This window comes from Streptomyces sp. NBRC 110028, assembly GCF_001417735.1.
Classification (GTDB): Bacteria; Actinomycetota; Actinomycetes; order Streptomycetales; family Streptomycetaceae; genus Streptomyces.
The window spans coordinates 536,143-550,367 of the sequence record NZ_BBUZ01000023.1; the positions used below are offsets into that span (position 1 = coordinate 536,143).

The 14,225-nt window shown below is 72.7% G+C and carries 14 protein-coding genes; 8 read left to right on the plus strand and 6 right to left on the minus strand.

The window, feature by feature from the left end:
* Positions 1-66: 66 nt before the first annotated feature.
* Entirely contained in the window at positions 67-801 is a 735-nt protein-coding gene (locus tag ASC60_RS07475) for a ferritin-like fold-containing protein (protein ID WP_055548041.1), read from the minus strand.
* 459 nt (positions 802-1,260) lie between these two features.
* Between ASC60_RS07475 and ASC60_RS07480 the strand changes: the two genes are divergently transcribed.
* Positions 1,261-3,156: a DEAD/DEAH box helicase gene (locus ASC60_RS07480; RefSeq protein WP_234356836.1), complete on the plus strand. Its 1,896-nt coding sequence runs from the start codon at positions 1,261-1,263 to the stop codon at positions 3,154-3,156.
* A 121-nt stretch (positions 3,157-3,277) separates the two neighbouring features.
* The gene (locus ASC60_RS07485; RefSeq protein ID WP_055548043.1) at positions 3,278-4,141 is read left to right on the plus strand and encodes an alpha/beta fold hydrolase; all 864 of its coding nucleotides are present in this window, start codon (positions 3,278-3,280) and stop codon (positions 4,139-4,141) included.
* On the opposite strand, the gene ASC60_RS07490 is transcribed toward ASC60_RS07485, so the two are convergent.
* Positions 4,138-5,067 (minus strand): NYN domain-containing protein, encoded by a 930-nt coding sequence (locus tag ASC60_RS07490; RefSeq protein WP_055548044.1) that lies wholly within the window; start codon positions 5,065-5,067, stop codon positions 4,138-4,140. The two genes, ASC60_RS07485 and ASC60_RS07490, sit on opposite strands and share 4 nt — an antisense overlap.
* Before the next feature lie 220 nt (positions 5,068-5,287).
* Between ASC60_RS07490 and ASC60_RS41520 the strand changes: the two genes are divergently transcribed.
* Complete coding sequence (locus ASC60_RS41520) at positions 5,288-5,443, plus strand: hypothetical protein (RefSeq protein ID WP_159043219.1); 156 nt, start codon at positions 5,288-5,290, stop codon at positions 5,441-5,443.
* A gap of 69 nt (positions 5,444-5,512) precedes the next feature.
* Here the strand turns inward: ASC60_RS41520 and ASC60_RS07495 are convergent, their stop codons facing one another.
* The 3 genes from ASC60_RS07495 to ASC60_RS07505 form a co-directional block, all read right to left on the minus strand.
* Entirely contained in the window at positions 5,513-6,388 is an 876-nt protein-coding gene (locus ASC60_RS07495) for a PHP domain-containing protein (protein ID WP_055548045.1), read from the minus strand.
* Between the two features lie 134 nt (positions 6,389-6,522).
* A complete protein-coding gene (locus ASC60_RS07500; protein ID WP_055548047.1) occupies positions 6,523-7,161 on the minus strand; it encodes a DUF6758 family protein in 639 nt (212 codons plus the stop codon).
* 89 nt (positions 7,162-7,250) lie between these two features.
* Complete coding sequence (locus ASC60_RS07505) at positions 7,251-7,853, minus strand: suppressor of fused domain protein (RefSeq protein WP_055548048.1); 603 nt, start codon at positions 7,851-7,853, stop codon at positions 7,251-7,253.
* A gap of 455 nt (positions 7,854-8,308) precedes the next feature.
* On the opposite strand from ASC60_RS07505, the gene ASC60_RS07510 reads away from it, so the two are divergent.
* Both ASC60_RS07510 and ASC60_RS07515 read left to right on the plus strand, forming a co-directional pair.
* On the plus strand, positions 8,309-9,409 hold the full coding sequence (locus ASC60_RS07510) for a magnesium and cobalt transport protein CorA (RefSeq protein WP_055548049.1): 1,101 nt from the start codon (positions 8,309-8,311) through the stop codon (positions 9,407-9,409).
* Positions 9,410-9,513: 104 nt separating this feature from the next.
* Positions 9,514-10,077: a hypothetical protein gene (locus ASC60_RS07515; RefSeq protein WP_234356837.1), complete on the plus strand. Its 564-nt coding sequence runs from the start codon at positions 9,514-9,516 to the stop codon at positions 10,075-10,077.
* Positions 10,078-10,327: 250 nt separating this feature from the next.
* Here the strand turns inward: ASC60_RS07515 and ASC60_RS07520 are convergent, their stop codons facing one another.
* Complete coding sequence (locus tag ASC60_RS07520; RefSeq protein ID WP_055548759.1) at positions 10,328-11,041, minus strand: hypothetical protein; 714 nt, start codon at positions 11,039-11,041, stop codon at positions 10,328-10,330.
* Between the two features lie 205 nt (positions 11,042-11,246).
* On the opposite strand from ASC60_RS07520, the gene ASC60_RS07525 reads away from it, so the two are divergent.
* Genes ASC60_RS07525 through ASC60_RS07535 form a run of 3 tightly spaced genes read left to right on the plus strand, consistent with a single transcriptional unit; the run spans position 11,247 to position 14,221 of the window.
* Complete coding sequence (locus ASC60_RS07525; protein WP_055548051.1) at positions 11,247-12,530, plus strand: magnesium transporter MgtE N-terminal domain-containing protein; 1,284 nt, start codon at positions 11,247-11,249, stop codon at positions 12,528-12,530.
* Positions 12,520-13,023: a DUF1003 domain-containing protein gene (locus tag ASC60_RS07530; protein ID WP_055548052.1), complete on the plus strand. Its 504-nt coding sequence runs from the start codon at positions 12,520-12,522 to the stop codon at positions 13,021-13,023. Before ASC60_RS07525 ends, ASC60_RS07530 begins: the two co-directional genes overlap by 11 nt.
* A 43-nt stretch (positions 13,024-13,066) precedes the next feature.
* Positions 13,067-14,221: an Mrp/NBP35 family ATP-binding protein gene (locus ASC60_RS07535; protein WP_055548053.1), complete on the plus strand. Its 1,155-nt coding sequence runs from the start codon at positions 13,067-13,069 to the stop codon at positions 14,219-14,221.
* Positions 14,222-14,225: the final 4 nt, after the last annotated feature.

The following is a 14,225-nucleotide window of genomic DNA, read 5'->3' on the forward strand; positions in this document are numbered from 1 at the left end:
GGGCTCCGGGGTCCCGGAGCCCTTTCTCACGCCCCCGCGCAGGACCCAGGCCCTGGCCGGCGGATGTCAAGCGGCCAGGCCCAGCGCCGACATCCGCTTGGTGTGCGCCTCGGTGATCCGCGAGAACATCCGGCCGACCTCGGCCAGGTCGAAGCCGTCGGCCAGCCCGCCCACCAGCATCGTGGACAGCGCGTCACGGTCGGCGACCACCCGCTGCGCCTGGGACAGCGCCTCGCCCATCAGCCGCCGGGCCCACAGCGCCAGCCGCCCGCCGACCCGCGGGTCGGCCTCGATCGCGGCCCGCACCTTCTCCACCGCGAAACTCGCGTGGCCGGTGTCGTCCAGCACCTGGAGCACCAGGTCGCGGGTGTCCGAGTCGAGCCGGGCCGCCACCTCGCGGTAGAAGTCACTGGCGATCGAGTCGCCCACGTACGCCTTGACCAGGCCCTCCAGCCAGTCGGACGGCGCGGTCTGGCGGTGGAACCCGTCCAGCGCCGCCGCGAACGGCTCCATCGCCGCGGTCGGCTCCTCGCCGACCGCCGCCAGCCGGTCCCGCAGCCGCTCGAAGTGGTGGAACTCGGCCGACGCCATCTTCGCCAGCTCCGCCTTGTCCTCCAGCGTGGGCGCCAGCTTGGCGTCCTCAGCGAGCCGCTCGAACGCGGCCAGCTCGCCATAGGCGAGCGCCCCGAGCAGGTCCACCACCGCGGCCCGGTACTGCGGCTCGGCGGCGGCCGTCTCCCAGTCCTGGGCGGCGATCCCGGTCGGGGTCTTCTCGGTCTCAGGCGTATCAGACGTCTCCATGGAGCGCACAATAGTCCGCCGGACGGGGCGAGGAAGGCCCTGGTCAGCCAAGTCCCCCCACACCCCGGTTCGGGTTGCCCGGTCACAGATGCGCACTTCCGGGGTACAGTGGTATTTGCACCCGTCGAGTATCGGCGGGTCGTTCCACGAATGCGGATGCCCGGTCGGTGGCCCGATCGGCTCCAATACCCGACCGCTCTCCGCGCGGCGCGCATCTTCACATGTGCACGGCAGGAGGGAACCGCTCGCGGCGTGAGCGCTCGAGCGAGGGCAGTGGTCCCGCGCCGAACCGGCCAAGGCCGGTGTAACCGGGCGCAGTGCGACCCCCTTCGCCGCCTCCCGCCGCGTCTCACAGAAGAGGCAAGCATCCTGACCACTTTCCGAGAACTCGGGATCCTTCCCGAGACAGCCGAGGCCCTTGAGGCCGTCGGCATCACGTCCCCGTTCCCCATCCAGGAGATGACGCTCCCGGTCGCCCTCTCCGGCTCCGACGTCATCGGCCAGGCCAAGACCGGCACCGGCAAGACGCTGGGCTTCGGCCTTCCGCTGCTGGAGCGTGTCGTCGTCCCCGCGGACGTCGAGGCGGGCCGGGCCAAGCCCGAGCAGCTGACCGACGCCCCGCAGGCGCTCGTGGTCGTCCCCACCCGCGAGCTGTGCCAGCAGGTCACCAACGACCTGCTGACCGCCGGTAAGGCCCGCGCCGTCCGGGTGCTGTCGATCTACGGCGGCCGCGCGTACGAACCGCAGGTCGAGGCCCTGAAGAAGGGCGTCGACGTGATCGTCGGCACCCCCGGCCGGCTGCTCGACCTCGCGGGCCAGAAGAAGCTGCGGCTCTCGTCCGTCAAGGCGCTCGTCCTCGACGAGGCCGACGAGATGCTCGACCTGGGCTTCCTGCCCGACGTCGAGAAGATCATCAACATGCTCCCGGCCAAGCGCCAGACCATGCTGTTCTCGGCGACCATGCCGGGCGCCGTCATCGGTCTCGCCCGCCGCTACATGTCGCAGCCCACGCACATCCGCGCCACCGCGCCGGACGACGAGGGCCAGACGGTCGCCAACACGACCCAGCACGTCTTCCGCGCCCACTCCATGGACAAGCCGGAGGTCGTGTCGCGCGTGCTGCAGGCGGAGGGCCGCGGCCTCGCGATGGTCTTCTGCCGCACGAAGCGGACCGCCGCCGACATCGCCGACCAGCTCGCCCGCCGCGGGTTCGCCTCCGGCGCGGTCCACGGCGACCTCGGCCAGGGCGCCCGCGAGCAGGCGCTGCGCGCCTTCCGCAACGGCAAGGTCGACGTCCTGGTCTGCACCGATGTCGCCGCGCGCGGCATCGATGTCGAGGGCGTCACCCATGTGATCAATTACCAGTCCCCCGAGGACGAGAAGACCTATCTGCACCGCATCGGCCGCACCGGCCGCGCGGGCGCCTCGGGTACGGCCATCACGCTCGTCGACTGGGACGACATCCCGCGCTGGCAGCTGATCAACAAGGCGCTGGACCTGCCGTTCAACGACCCGGAGGAGACGTACTCGACCTCCGCGCACCTGTACGAGCTGCTGAGCATCCCGGAGGGCACCACCGGTGTCCTGCCGCGCGCCGAGCGCACCCGGGCCGGGCTGGCGGCCGAGGAGGTCGAGGACCTCGGCGAGACCGGCGGCCGCGGCCGCCGCTCCCCCGCCACGGAGGAGCGCCCCGCGCGCCCCACCCGCACCCCGCGGGTCCGCCGCCGCACCCGCGGCGGCCAGTCGGTGGACGGCTCGGCCCCGGCCGCCCCCGAGGCCGAGGGCGCCGAGTCCGCGACGGAGCCGCGCCGCCCGCGCCGCCGTCGCCGCACCCGGTCCGGTGCGGCGGCCGACGCGGACGCGGCGGCCGTCACCGCCGTCGACACGGCGGAGGCCCCTGCGGTGGAGGCCCCTGCGGTGGAGACCCCGGCGGCGGAGGCTCCGGCGGATGCCGCGCCGGAGGAGACCCCCGCCAAGCCCCGGCGCCGCCGCACCCGCGCCAAGGCCGACGCCGCCGAAACGGCCGTCGCCACCGCCGAGGGCACGACGGAGACAGCCGAGGAAGCCCCGGCCAAGCCCCGCCGCCGCACCCGGGCGAAGGCGGCCGAGACGGCCGAGGCCGGAGCCGAGGCGGCGGAGACCGCCACGGCCGCGCCGCGTCGCCGTAGCCGGGCCAAGGCCGCCACGGCCGAGACGGCGGAAGCGGAGGCCGAGGCCCCCGCCAAGCCGCGCCGTCGCACCCGTACGGCGGCCAAGGCCACGGAGCCGACCGCTCAGCCCGACGAGGCCGAGGCGAAGCCCGTACGCCGCCGCACCCGCACCCGCGCGGCGGCGGAAGCCACACCCGAGGCCTGACGGCCACAGCACCCGACGGGGCCTGATCCGCACACCGCGGATCAGGCCCCGGGCATGTGGGGCACCGGGCACAACGCCCCGTTCACGCCCCGTTCTCCGCGTCCTGTATAGCCTCGTCTCCATGAGCAGGCCGCCGTTCCTCACCCTCCCCTCGGGCGCCCGCGCCCTCCGGCTGTCGACCGCGCGCGGCGAGTTCGCCGTGCATGACGCACCACCGGGGCGCTCCGCGCGCGGGACCGTGCTGCTGGTGCCGGGGTTCACCGGGAGCAAGGAGGACTTCATCGCGCTCCTGGAGCCGCTGGCCGCCGCCGGTTTCCGGGCGGTCGCGGTCGACGGGCGGGGGCAGTACGAGAGTCCCGGGCCGCGCGACGAGGCCGCCTACGCGCAGGAGGAGCTGGCGCGGGATCTGCTCGCCCAGGCGGCGGCGCTGGCGGACGGCGCGGGGCCGGTGCATGTGCTGGGGCACTCGCTGGGCGGGCTGATCGCACGGGCCGCCGTGCTGCGCGACCCCGCCGCCTTCGCCTCGCTCACGATCATGAGTTCCGGTCCCGCCGCCATCGCGCCCCCGCAGCAGCAGCGCACCAAGCTGCTGATCGACGCGCTGAGCGTGATGGACATGGAGTCCGTCTGGCAGGCGATGCGCGAACTCGATCCGCCCGAGGCGGCCGATGAGGTGACGCCGCCCGGCGTACGGGACTTTCTGCACGCGCGCTGGATGGGCACCGTTCCGGAGCAGCTGATGGCCACCGGGCGGCAGCTGAACGGTGAGCCGGACCGGGTCGGGGAGCTGGCCGCGACGGCGCTCCCGAAGCATGTGCTGTCGGGAGAGGTGGACTACGCCTGGCCGGTGCGGCTGATGGACGCGATGGCGGAGCGGCTGTCCGCCCGCCGGACCGTGATCGAGGGCGCGGAACACTCCCCCAACGCGGAGCGGCCGCACCCCACGGCCGACGCGCTGATCTCCTTCTGGCAGGAGGCCGGCTAGTACTGCGCCTGCAGGTGCTCCCAGAAGCCGTCCCGCAGCGCCCGCCGCAGATCGGCGTGGGCACGCAGGGACAGCCGCAGCATCCCCTCCGCGTCGATCAGCAGCTCCTGGTCGACCGAGCCGGGCAGATAGGGGTGGCCGGGCAGCAGCTCGGCGAGACTTTCGCGGCCGCGCGCGGAGAGCCACTGGGCGGCGATCTGCGCGCCGATGAAGCGCACCTCGTCGCGGGAGGGCGCGGGCCCGCACAGCGGGCTGTCGCCGTTCGGCTCGTAGCCGGTCGCCCGCCGGGTGACGTACGGCTTGCAGAAGTCGAGGTCGAAGGTGCGCTGGCTGTCGACCTCCCACAGCAGCGGCTCGGCCTGGTTCCGCCCGTCGAGGGCCTCGATGCCCCACAGGTGGACGCGCGCTCCGTAGCCCTGCGCGGCCTCGACGGCGGAGACCAGGTCCTCGTCGCCGCCGATCAGCACGGCGTCGCCGATCGCCCGGTGCCGGGCGAGGGATTCGAGGTCGGAGCGGATGAGTGAGTCGACGCCCTTCTGCTGGTTGTTGGCGTTGAGGTTGCCCAGCCGGACCTTGACGTCGGGCAGCTCGGCGATGCTCTGCTGCTCGGGGGTGTGGATGCGGCGCCGGGCCCCGTCGAACCAGTAGACCCGCAGCAACCGGCTGTCCGGGAAGATCGTCCGGGCCTTGTCGATGAACGCCTCGATGATCCCTTCCGCGTCGAGCTCGAAGGCCCGGCGGTCCTCCGTCCCGGCGACGAGCCGCCCGGCGGCGGCGTAGACGTATCCGGCGTCCACGAAGATCGCATGAGTGGACGGCGTGGTCGCGACCTCGGCGAGCACGCGCTGCAGCAGCTCATTGGTGCGCTCGATGCCGTCGACGATCGAGGCGAGGTCTGGTTGGCCCGCAGGCATCACGTCACTCATACGCGGTTCATTCTCCGGGCCCCCGCGGGAGGGGCACAACCGGACTCCGTCTCATCGGCGCCCGACCAGGGAATACTTAGTTTGGCGAAAAATTTCATTAGCGTAGGGAATCTTTTCAGGGCATGCTTGGTTGAACAAGTTGTGGAAACACGGGGCAGTGAAGCCCCGTGTTCCGTATACACAAGTTCTCCAGCAGGAGGATCAGACGAAGGGAGAAGCCTTGCAGCGCTTCGAGATCATGCGCCTTGACGATGTCGACGGGAACGCCGTGGACAGCACCGTCGTGGACGCCGCCTCCGTCAATGGGATCGTGCAGCAGGCCGCCGCGATCGGCCAGCGCATCTACATCCGTCCAGCCGAAACCGCCGCCCGGTAGTACCACCGACGCAGAAGCAGCAGACAAAGACGCAGACGCCGGCGAGTCACCGACGAGAAGAGTGACGCGTCACCGCAGCCGCCCCCGTACGCCGCCGTACGGGGGCGCTTCGCGTGGGGCCAGCGCCGCCCGGCGCACGATCTCCGCGTAGACCTCGGGGTCGGTGGTGTACTCGCCGAGCCGACAGGTCTTACGGCTGCCGTGGTAGTCGCTGGAGCCCGTGGTCAGCAGCCCGTGCTCGGCGGCGATCGCGCGCAGCCGGGCCCTGGTGGCCTCGTCGTGGTCCATGTGGTCGACCTCGATGCCGTCGAGACCGGCCGCGGCCAGCTCCCCGATCGCGCTCTCCGGTACGCACTCGCCCCGCTTGACGGCCAGCGGATGCGCGAAGACGGCGACCCCGCCCGCGCCCTTGATCAGCCGGACCGCCTCGAAGGGGTCCAGCTCGTGCTTCTCCACGTACGCCCGGCCGCCGTTCGACAGCCACTCCGAGTCGAACGCGTCCGTGACGCTCTCGACCACGCCCGCCTCGACCATCGCGGTCGCGATGTGCGGCCGCCCCACGGCCCCGTCCCCGGCGATCTCCGCCACCCGCTCCCAGGTGACGGGCACGCCCAGCTCACGCAGCTTGCCCACCATCGCCTTGGCCCGGGGCACCCGGTCGTCGCGCACCAGCTCGCGCTCGCGCGCCAGCTCGGGCTCGGCCGGATCGAAGAGATACGCCAGCATGTGCAGGCTCACCCCGCCCAGACGGCAGGACAGCTCGGCGCCGGTGACCAGCGCCAGCCCGTCCGGCAGCGCCCCGGCCGCCTCCTCGTAGCCGCCGACCGTGTCGTGATCGGTGAGCGCGACGACGTCCAGACCGGCCGCGGCGGCATTGCGCACGAGTTCGGCGGGGGTGTCCGTACCGTCCGACGCGGTGGAGTGGGTGTGCAGGTCGATGCGCACGAACGCGGGCTCCCAGCGGTAACAGGGTGAACGGGCGGCCTGCTTCAGGGTAGCCGCAGTCCAGGGCATGCCCGCGTCAGGGGTGACCCGTGCGATCCGTACGGCCACCCGGCGTCAGGACCGCGCGCCCCGCGTCAGGACAGCAGCCGCGGCGACAACGCGCCGCACGGCACCAGATCCACCTCGGCGCCCGCGTCCCGCAGATCGGTGAGCACCATCTCGTCGTACATCAGCAGCCCGGTCTGCTCGGGCCAGACCACCGCCCACAGCCACAGCCCGCACGCCTCGCCCGCGAACACCGCGCGGTCGTCCGGGGTGCCCTCGACATGCCACAGCGGGGTGGGCCGCCCGGCGGCCAGCACCTTGACGTGCGGCGGCTTGTCCACCCGCATCCCGGGCCCGGGGTCGGGGCCGGGGATGCCCGCGTACCGCGCGCCGAGCCCCACGCCCAGCTCCTCCGCCACCAGCAGCAGCTCCCCCGGACCGCCCAGCGGGCCCGGGCCCGAGCAGGCCACGACCGTCGCGCGGCCGCCGCTGCGGTCGTCACCGGCGCACGCGACACCGGTGAACAGCCAGCCGACGGGCAGCGGCCACGGCATCCATACGGGCACCCGGGCGCGGTTGGTGACCACCACGAGTGCTTCCACGCTCGGTGGGACGACCGGCTGGACGGGGTGCACCGTGCCGTGCACACCGCACTGCCAGGAGTCGGCGAAGAGACCGGGCGCACGCACCCGGCCACCGCACTTCGGGCAACTGGGTTCGCCCCTCATAGGGCCCCACGGTCCTCCCCGCCCGTCCCCACGTCAAGGACGATCACCCGTGTGGAGGGGGCGGACCGGCCACGAGCCGGGGACGAGCCTCAGACGAGCGGCACACCGGATCTGGCCGGATCGCGCAGGTCCGTGCCGTGCCGCAGCCAGCGGTCCTGGAGCGCGCCGGCGCCGTGGACCCGCTTCCACGCCGCCTCGTTCCCGGTCATCGGCAGCAGCGGCAGGAAGCGCACCGGCTCCATCGGCGCGATCAGCTCCAAGTCCTCGACCAGACCCCCCGGTTCGCCGACGAGTACGGAGCTGAAGGGCGCCCCGGGCCACAGCGGACCGCCCAGGTCCAAGGACGCGCCCGGGGCCACCACCACGCCCTCGACCTGCGGCGAGGCGGCCAGCACGGCGAGCGGGCGCAGCACCTCGTCCAGGACGGCGGGGCCGGGCCCCGGCCCGCCGCTGCGCACGGTGAGGACCAGTTCGGCGCGCGGGCCGCGGAGGGGGTCGGCGACGGGGGCGGTGGGGTCGGTCATCGGATGGTCCGACATGCCGAGGGTGGCGTACCGGACGACGTTCCCGTCCGCGCGGAAACGCAGCACCTCGATGCGGTCCGTACCGACGAACGTGACGGCGGCGCGGGCGTCCGGCTCGCCCAGCGCGGCGATCAACCGGGCCTCGACCAGCTGCAGAACGTCTGACATGCGGTGAGCATAGATCGCGTATCGAACGGGCAAAGCGGCGGCCGGGCGGTTCTACCGGCTGATAGCCTTGCTGCCTGCCCAGGGAAATACGTAGTCCCCCAAGGGGGACCGGCCGGAGGAGGTGGGGCTGCGGTGGATCCTAGTCGACCGTGCAGTACCGACAGTTCTCCCGTCGTTTCCCCTTGGTATGCGGCTTCATGATCTGAAACCTTCCGTACCCCACCGCCTCGCGGTGAAACACGTGAAGTCTTCTCCCATCAAGGGCATGTGACGGCAGAGCGCCTTCGTATCGCATCTGTTCTGTTCTCCGCGAACTTCCGTCAGCGTCATCGCACGGAGCGCCGCCCGCTTTGCGGACGTAGGTACGCCTCAGGGACGTGCCGTACGTCCACCTTCCGGGCGCAGCGCTGCGCCGCGCGCCCACCGCTGACGGCCGGCCCGTGAAGGAGCCCGTCATGTCGATGATCCGTGACCTGCGCGCAGCCGTCCGCCCCGCCCTGCGCCGGACGCACAACACCAGCAACTACGACACCACCCGCGACCCGTCCGTCAACAGCGCGATCGTCGACTGCGCCGTCTACCGCGACGGGAAGCGGGTCAGCGACCACGTCAGCCCGGCGCAGGCCAAGGAGCGGGTGCGCGCGGAGGGCGGGTTCGCCTGGATCGGGCTGCACGAGCCGACCGAGCGTGAGTTCGCCGGCATCGCACAGGAGTTCGGGTTGCACCCGCTGGCCGTCGAGGACGCGGTGCAGGCGCACCAGCGGCCGAAGCTGGAGCGGTACGACGACAGCCTCTTCACCGTCTTCAAGACCATCCACTACGTGGAGCACGCCCAACTCACCTCGACCAGCGAGGTCGTGGAGACCGGGGAGGTGATGTGCTTCACGGGCCACAACTTCATCGTGACCGTGCGGCACGGCGGCCAGGGCTCGCTGCGCGCCCTGCGCCACCGCCTCCAGGAGGACCCGGAGCTGCTGGCCAAGGGCCCCTCGGCGGTGCTGCACGCCATCGCCGACCAGGTCGTGGACGGGTATCTCGCGGTCGCCGACGCCGTGCAGGACGACATCGACGAGGTCGAGATCGAGGTCTTCTCACAGGCGACCTCCCGGCGCGGCGGCGACGCGGGCCGTATCTACCAGCTCAAGCGCGAGGTGCTGGAGTTCAAGCGGGCCGTCTCGCCGCTGCTGCGGCCGATGCAGCTGCTGAGCGAGCGCCCGATGCGGCTGGTGGACCCGGACATCCAGAAGTACTTCCGGGATGTCGCGGACCACCTGGCCCGGGTCAACGAGCAGGTGCTGGGCTTCGACGACCTGCTGAACTCGATCCTGCAGGCGAACCTGGCGCAGGCGACGGTCGCCCAGAACGAGGACATGCGCAAGATCACCTCCTGGGCGGCGATCTGCGCGGTCCCGACGATGATCGCCGGGGTCTACGGCATGAACTTCACCTACATGCCCGAGCTGCACTGGAGGTTCGGCTACCCGACGGTGATGGCCGTCACCGTGGCGATCTGTGTCACGATCCACCGCGGCTTCAAGCGGAACGGCTGGCTCTAGCCGGCTCCGGGCAGCTCCGGGCGGCTCTGGGCGGCTCTGGGCGGAGTCGTTTCGCTGGACGGGATGCGCGGAGGGCACCGGACCCGCTGTCCTACGCTGTTCGCATGACGCAGACGCCGACGCCGCCACCGACGGACGCCATGGACCCGATCGACCGCGCCCTGGTCGAGGAGGCGGCGAAGAAGTCCGCCCTGGTCTGGGTGCAGGGCTCCGAGGGCGCCGCCCGCGCGCTGTGGCACATCTGGCACGAGGGTGCCGTCTGCCTCGTCGGGGACGGCCCCGACGAGCAGCCGCTGAAGGGGCTCGGGCTCGTGGACGGCGGCGCCGCGACGGTGACCGTGCGCAGCAAGGACAAGGGCGGGCGGCTGGTCGGCTGGCCCGCGCGGGTGGTCGAACTCACCCCGGACGGTGAGGCGTGGACGGCGGCCGTCGGCGAGCTGAAGGCCAAGCGGCTGAACGCGGCGGACGCGGACACGATCGCGGAGCGGTGGGCCCGGGAGTGCCGGGTGCTGCGGCTGGAGCCGGTGACCGACGGGCCGCTCGTGGCGGCGGAGACGGGTTCGCTCGCGGCGGCGCCCCTGCCGACCGCTGCCGTGACGCGGCGGGCGATGCCGGCGGGGCTGCCGAAGCTGATCGCCCGGGGCAAGCGGGCGCGCGGGGCGGGCTGAGTTCTCCCCGTCCCGCCCCTTCCCGAAACCGGGGGCAAGCCCCCGGCCCCCGATGCGGGGCTCCGCCCCGCGCCCCGCCGGGGCTCCGCCCCTGCACCCCGCTCCTCAAACGCCGGAGGGGCTGGGGGTGGGGCATCTCCGCCCCCGGCCCCGGGTGGGGGCTCCGCCCCCACACCCCCGCTCCTCAAACGCCGGAGTTGCTGGGGTATGCCGCCCGTGGCTGGGGTGCGCCGACCGGGTCGGCCTGGGGCTACGTCCCCGTGGGGATCTGCTGGCCGTAGTCGACCACGGCGTCCCTCTCCGGCGCGGTCAGCGGGAAGTCCTTGTTCCAGTCCGCCAGCCGGATCACCCCCGCGCCCCCGGCCCGCTGGAGCCGCAGCGGGTACGGGCGGCCCTCCAGGGAGACGTCGAGGGAGCCGCCATCGCCCTGGCCGCCGCGGATGCGGATCGTACGGATGCCGCCGACCTCGCCGCGGTCGCCCGCGGTGATGGTGCCGTGCAGGCCGAGCAGCCCGTCCAGCATGACGCTCTTCTCCGTGAAGCCGCTGAGCCTTTCGTAGGAGGGGTCCCCGGACGGCACCTTCACGTACTTGTCGTCGAGCTTGTCCGCCGCGGCCGCGTCGCCGCTGTGTCCGCCGCCGTCGGCGCCCTGGTGTCCCCAGAAGCCCGCGTCCGCCTTGAGGTACAGCTCCTCGCCCACCCGCAGCAGTTCGAAGCGGGTGCCCTTGGTGGAGACGACGCCGGTGCCGCCGTCGCCCTTCAGCTTCATGTCCACCTTGTAGGTGCGGCCCTTGGAGACGAGGCTGCCGGACAGATGGACCGCGTCCGCGCTCCCGGCCGCCGTCCGGGCCCTGCTCTGGATCTTGGTGGCGGGGAGCTTGCCCACGCCGTTGGTTCCCGCGTCGGGGTCCGTCTCCCCTTCGCCGCCGCACGCGGTGAGCGTCGCGGCCAATCCCGCGCACATCACCGCGACGAGAGCCGTGTTCCGGATGCGCACGTCCGCTCTGCCTCCTGATGCCGGTCCGGTGCAGTACGGCAGCGTACCGGTGCCGCGCGGGGGTGTGCGCGGGACGGCGGAGGCCGCTCGTCCGGCGGCGGGGCAGAACGGGGCAGGCTAGCCTGAACCCGGTGAATACGCACCGGTGCGTGGCGGGAAGGAGGCGCATGACATGCCGGCAGGCGCCTCGCGGATCTATGTCTCGCATCTGGCCGGCGTCGCCGTCTTCGACCCGAACGGCGACCACGTGGGGCGGGTCCGCGATCTGGTGGCGATGCTGCGGCTGGCCGGGCGGCCGCCGCGGGTGCTCGGGCTGGTCGTCGAAGTGGTCACCCGCCGCCGCATCTTCCTGCCGATGACGCGGGTGACGGGCGTGGAGTCGGGCCAGGTCATCACCACCGGCGTGGTGAACATGCGGCGCTTCGAGCAGCGCCCCACCGAGACGCTGGTCCTCGGCGAACTGCTGGACCGCACGGTGCGGCTGGTGGAGACCGGCGAGGACGTCACGGTCCTGGACGTGGCGATGGCACAGCTGCCCGCGCGCCGCGAATGGGAGATCGACAAGGTCTTCGTACGCCGCGGCAGAAGCGGCGCGCTGCGCCGCCGGGGCGAGACGCTGACCGTGGACTGGTCGGCCGTCACCGGATTCTCGCTGGAGGAGCACGGGCAGGGCGCGGAGAACCTGCTGGCCACCTTCGAGCGGTTGCGCCCCGCCGACCTCGCGAACGTCCTGCACCACCTCTCCGCCAAGCGGCGCGGCGAGGTCGCGGCGGCGCTGGACGACGAACGCCTCGCGGACGTCCTGGAGGAGCTGCCCGACGACGACCAGGTGGAGATCCTCGGCAAGCTCGAGGAGGAGCGCGCGGCCGACGTCCTGGAGGCGATGGACCCCGACGACGCGGCCGATCTGCTCTCCGAGCTGCCCGAACGCGACAAGGAGCGGCTGCTGGCCCTGATGCGGCCCAGGGAGGCCGCCGACATGCGGCGGCTGATGTCGTACGAGGAGGGCTCGGCGGGCGGGCTGATGACGACCGAGCCGATCGTGCTGCGGCCGGACGCCACGGTCGCGGACGCCCTCGCGCGGGTCCGCAACCAGGACCTCACCCCGGCGCTCGCCGCCCAGGTGTATGTGTGCCGGCCGCCCGACGAGACGCCCACCGGGCGCTATCTGGGCACCATCCACTTCCAACGGCTGCTGCGCGACCCGCCGTTCACCCTCGTCGGCTCGGCCGTGGACACCGATCTGCGGCCGCTGCGCCCGGAGACCCCGCTGACGGTGGTCGCGGGCCATCTGGCGACGTACAACCTGCTGGCGGCGCCGGTCGTGGACGAGGGCGGGTCGCTGCTGGGCGCGGTGACCGTGGACGACGTGCTGGACCATCTGCTGCCCACCGACTGGCGGGAGCGCGAGCTGCACGGCGGGGTGCCGATCCCGGAGGTGGGCGATGGACGGTGACGGCGGCCGTCTGGACCGGCCCAGGGAGCGCCGCCGCAGCCCGCTGCCGCGCTGGGACCCGGAGGCGTTCGGCAGGGCGTCGGAGCTGATCGCCCGCTTCCTGGGCACCGGCCGCTTCATCGCCTGGATGACGGTCTTCGTCGTCGCCTGGCTGGCCTGGAACACCCTCGCGCCGCGCCCGCTGCGGTTCGACCCGTTCCCGTTCATCTTCCTGACGCTGATGCTGTCGCTCCAGGCGTCGTACTCGGCGCCGCTGATCCTGCTCTCGCAGTACCGGCAGGCCGACCGGGACCGCGTCACGCTCGAGCAGGACCGGGCGCGGGACGAGCGGGCCATCGCCGACACCGAGTTCCTGACCCGGGAGATCGCGTCGCTGCGCACCGGACTCGGCGAGGTCGCGACGCGGGACTGGATCCGCTCCGAGTTCGAGGACCTGGTGCGGGAGCTGGACGAGCGGCGGCCCGCACCCTCGCATGAGGAACACGACCGCTGACGGGCTTTCCGGCGCGCCCCCGCGGCGCCGTACCATCTTTCGTATGGCTACCGACACTGTCCCGGCACCGAGCGAAGACGCGGTGCGCGCCGCGCTCGCCACGGTCAACGACCCGGAGATCCACAAGCCGATCACCGACCTCGGCATGGTCAAATCCGTCGAGATCGCGTCGGACGGCACGGTCGCGGTGGTGGTGTACCTCACGGTCTCCGGCTGTCCGATGCGGGAGACGATCACCAGCCGGGTACGGGAGGCGGTCGACCAGGTCGCCGGGGTGACCGGGGTCACCGTCGAGCTGGACGTCATGAGCGACGAGCAGCGGCGCGAGCTGGCCGCCTCGCTGCGCGGCGGTCAGGCCGAGCGCGAGGTGCCCTTCGCCCAGCCCGGCTCGCTGACCCGGGTGTACGCGGTGGCCTCCGGCAAAGGCGGCGTCGGCAAGTCGTCGGTGACGGTCAACCTGGCCGCCGCGATGGCCGACGACGGGCTCAAGGTCGGCGTCGTGGACGCCGACATCTACGGCCACTCGGTGCCGCGCATGCTGGGCGCCGACGGGCGGCCGACCCAGGTCGAGGACATGATCATGCCGCCGTCGGCGAACGGCGTGAAGGTGATCTCGATCGGGATGTTCACCCCGGGCAACGCCCCGGTGGTGTGGCGCGGGCCCATGCTGCACCGCGCCCTCCAGCAGTTCCTGGCCGACGTCTACTGGGGCGACCTCGACGTCCTGCTGCTGGACCTCCCGCCGGGCACCGGCGACATCGCGATCTCCGTCGCCCAGCTGGTGCCGGGCGCCGAGATCCTGGTGGTGACCACGCCGCAGCAGGCCGCCGCCGAGGTGGCCGAGCGGGCGGGCTCGATCGCCGTCCAGACCCATCAGAAGATCGTCGGCGTGGTGGAGAACATGTCCGGGCTGCCCTGCCCGCACTGCGACGAGATGGTCGACGTCTTCGGCACCGGCGGCGGGCAGAGGGTCGCCGAGGGGCTGTCCCGGACCACCGGGACGACGGTGCCGGTGCTGGGCTCCATCCCGATCGACGTACGGCTGCGCGAGGGCGGCGACGAGGGCAAGCCGGTCGTGCTGTCCGACCCCGACTCCCCCGCGGGCAGCGCGCTGCGGTCGATCGCCGGCAAGATCGGCGGACGGCAGCGGGGCCTGGCGGGCATGTCGCTGGGCGTCACACCGCGCAACAAGTTCTGAGGCG

Bases quoted from the DNA above. Each gene is read 5' to 3' on its own strand.
- ASC60_RS07475 (WP_055548041.1), bottom strand. From the start codon at position 801: ATGGAGACGTCTGATACGCCTGAGACCGAGAAGACCCCGACCGGGATC.
- ASC60_RS07480 (WP_234356836.1), top strand. From the start codon at position 1,261: ATGACGCTCCCGGTCGCCCTCTCCGGCTCCGACGTCATCGGCCAGGCC.
- ASC60_RS07485 (WP_055548043.1), top strand. From the start codon at position 3,278: ATGAGCAGGCCGCCGTTCCTCACCCTCCCCTCGGGCGCCCGCGCCCTC.
- ASC60_RS07490 (WP_055548044.1), bottom strand. From the start codon at position 5,067: ATGAGTGACGTGATGCCTGCGGGCCAACCAGACCTCGCCTCGATCGTC.
- ASC60_RS07500 (WP_055548047.1), bottom strand. From the start codon at position 7,161: ATGAGGGGCGAACCCAGTTGCCCGAAGTGCGGTGGCCGGGTGCGTGCG.
- ASC60_RS07505 (WP_055548048.1), bottom strand. From the start codon at position 7,853: ATGTCAGACGTTCTGCAGCTGGTCGAGGCCCGGTTGATCGCCGCGCTG.
- ASC60_RS07510 (WP_055548049.1), top strand. From the start codon at position 8,309: ATGTCGATGATCCGTGACCTGCGCGCAGCCGTCCGCCCCGCCCTGCGC.
- ASC60_RS07515 (WP_234356837.1), top strand. From the start codon at position 9,514: ATGACGCAGACGCCGACGCCGCCACCGACGGACGCCATGGACCCGATC.
- ASC60_RS07520 (WP_055548759.1), bottom strand. From the start codon at position 11,041: ATGTGCGCGGGATTGGCCGCGACGCTCACCGCGTGCGGCGGCGAAGGG.
- ASC60_RS07525 (WP_055548051.1), top strand. From the start codon at position 11,247: ATGCCGGCAGGCGCCTCGCGGATCTATGTCTCGCATCTGGCCGGCGTC.
- ASC60_RS07530 (WP_055548052.1), top strand. From the start codon at position 12,520: ATGGACGGTGACGGCGGCCGTCTGGACCGGCCCAGGGAGCGCCGCCGC.
- ASC60_RS07535 (WP_055548053.1), top strand. From the start codon at position 13,067: ATGGCTACCGACACTGTCCCGGCACCGAGCGAAGACGCGGTGCGCGCC.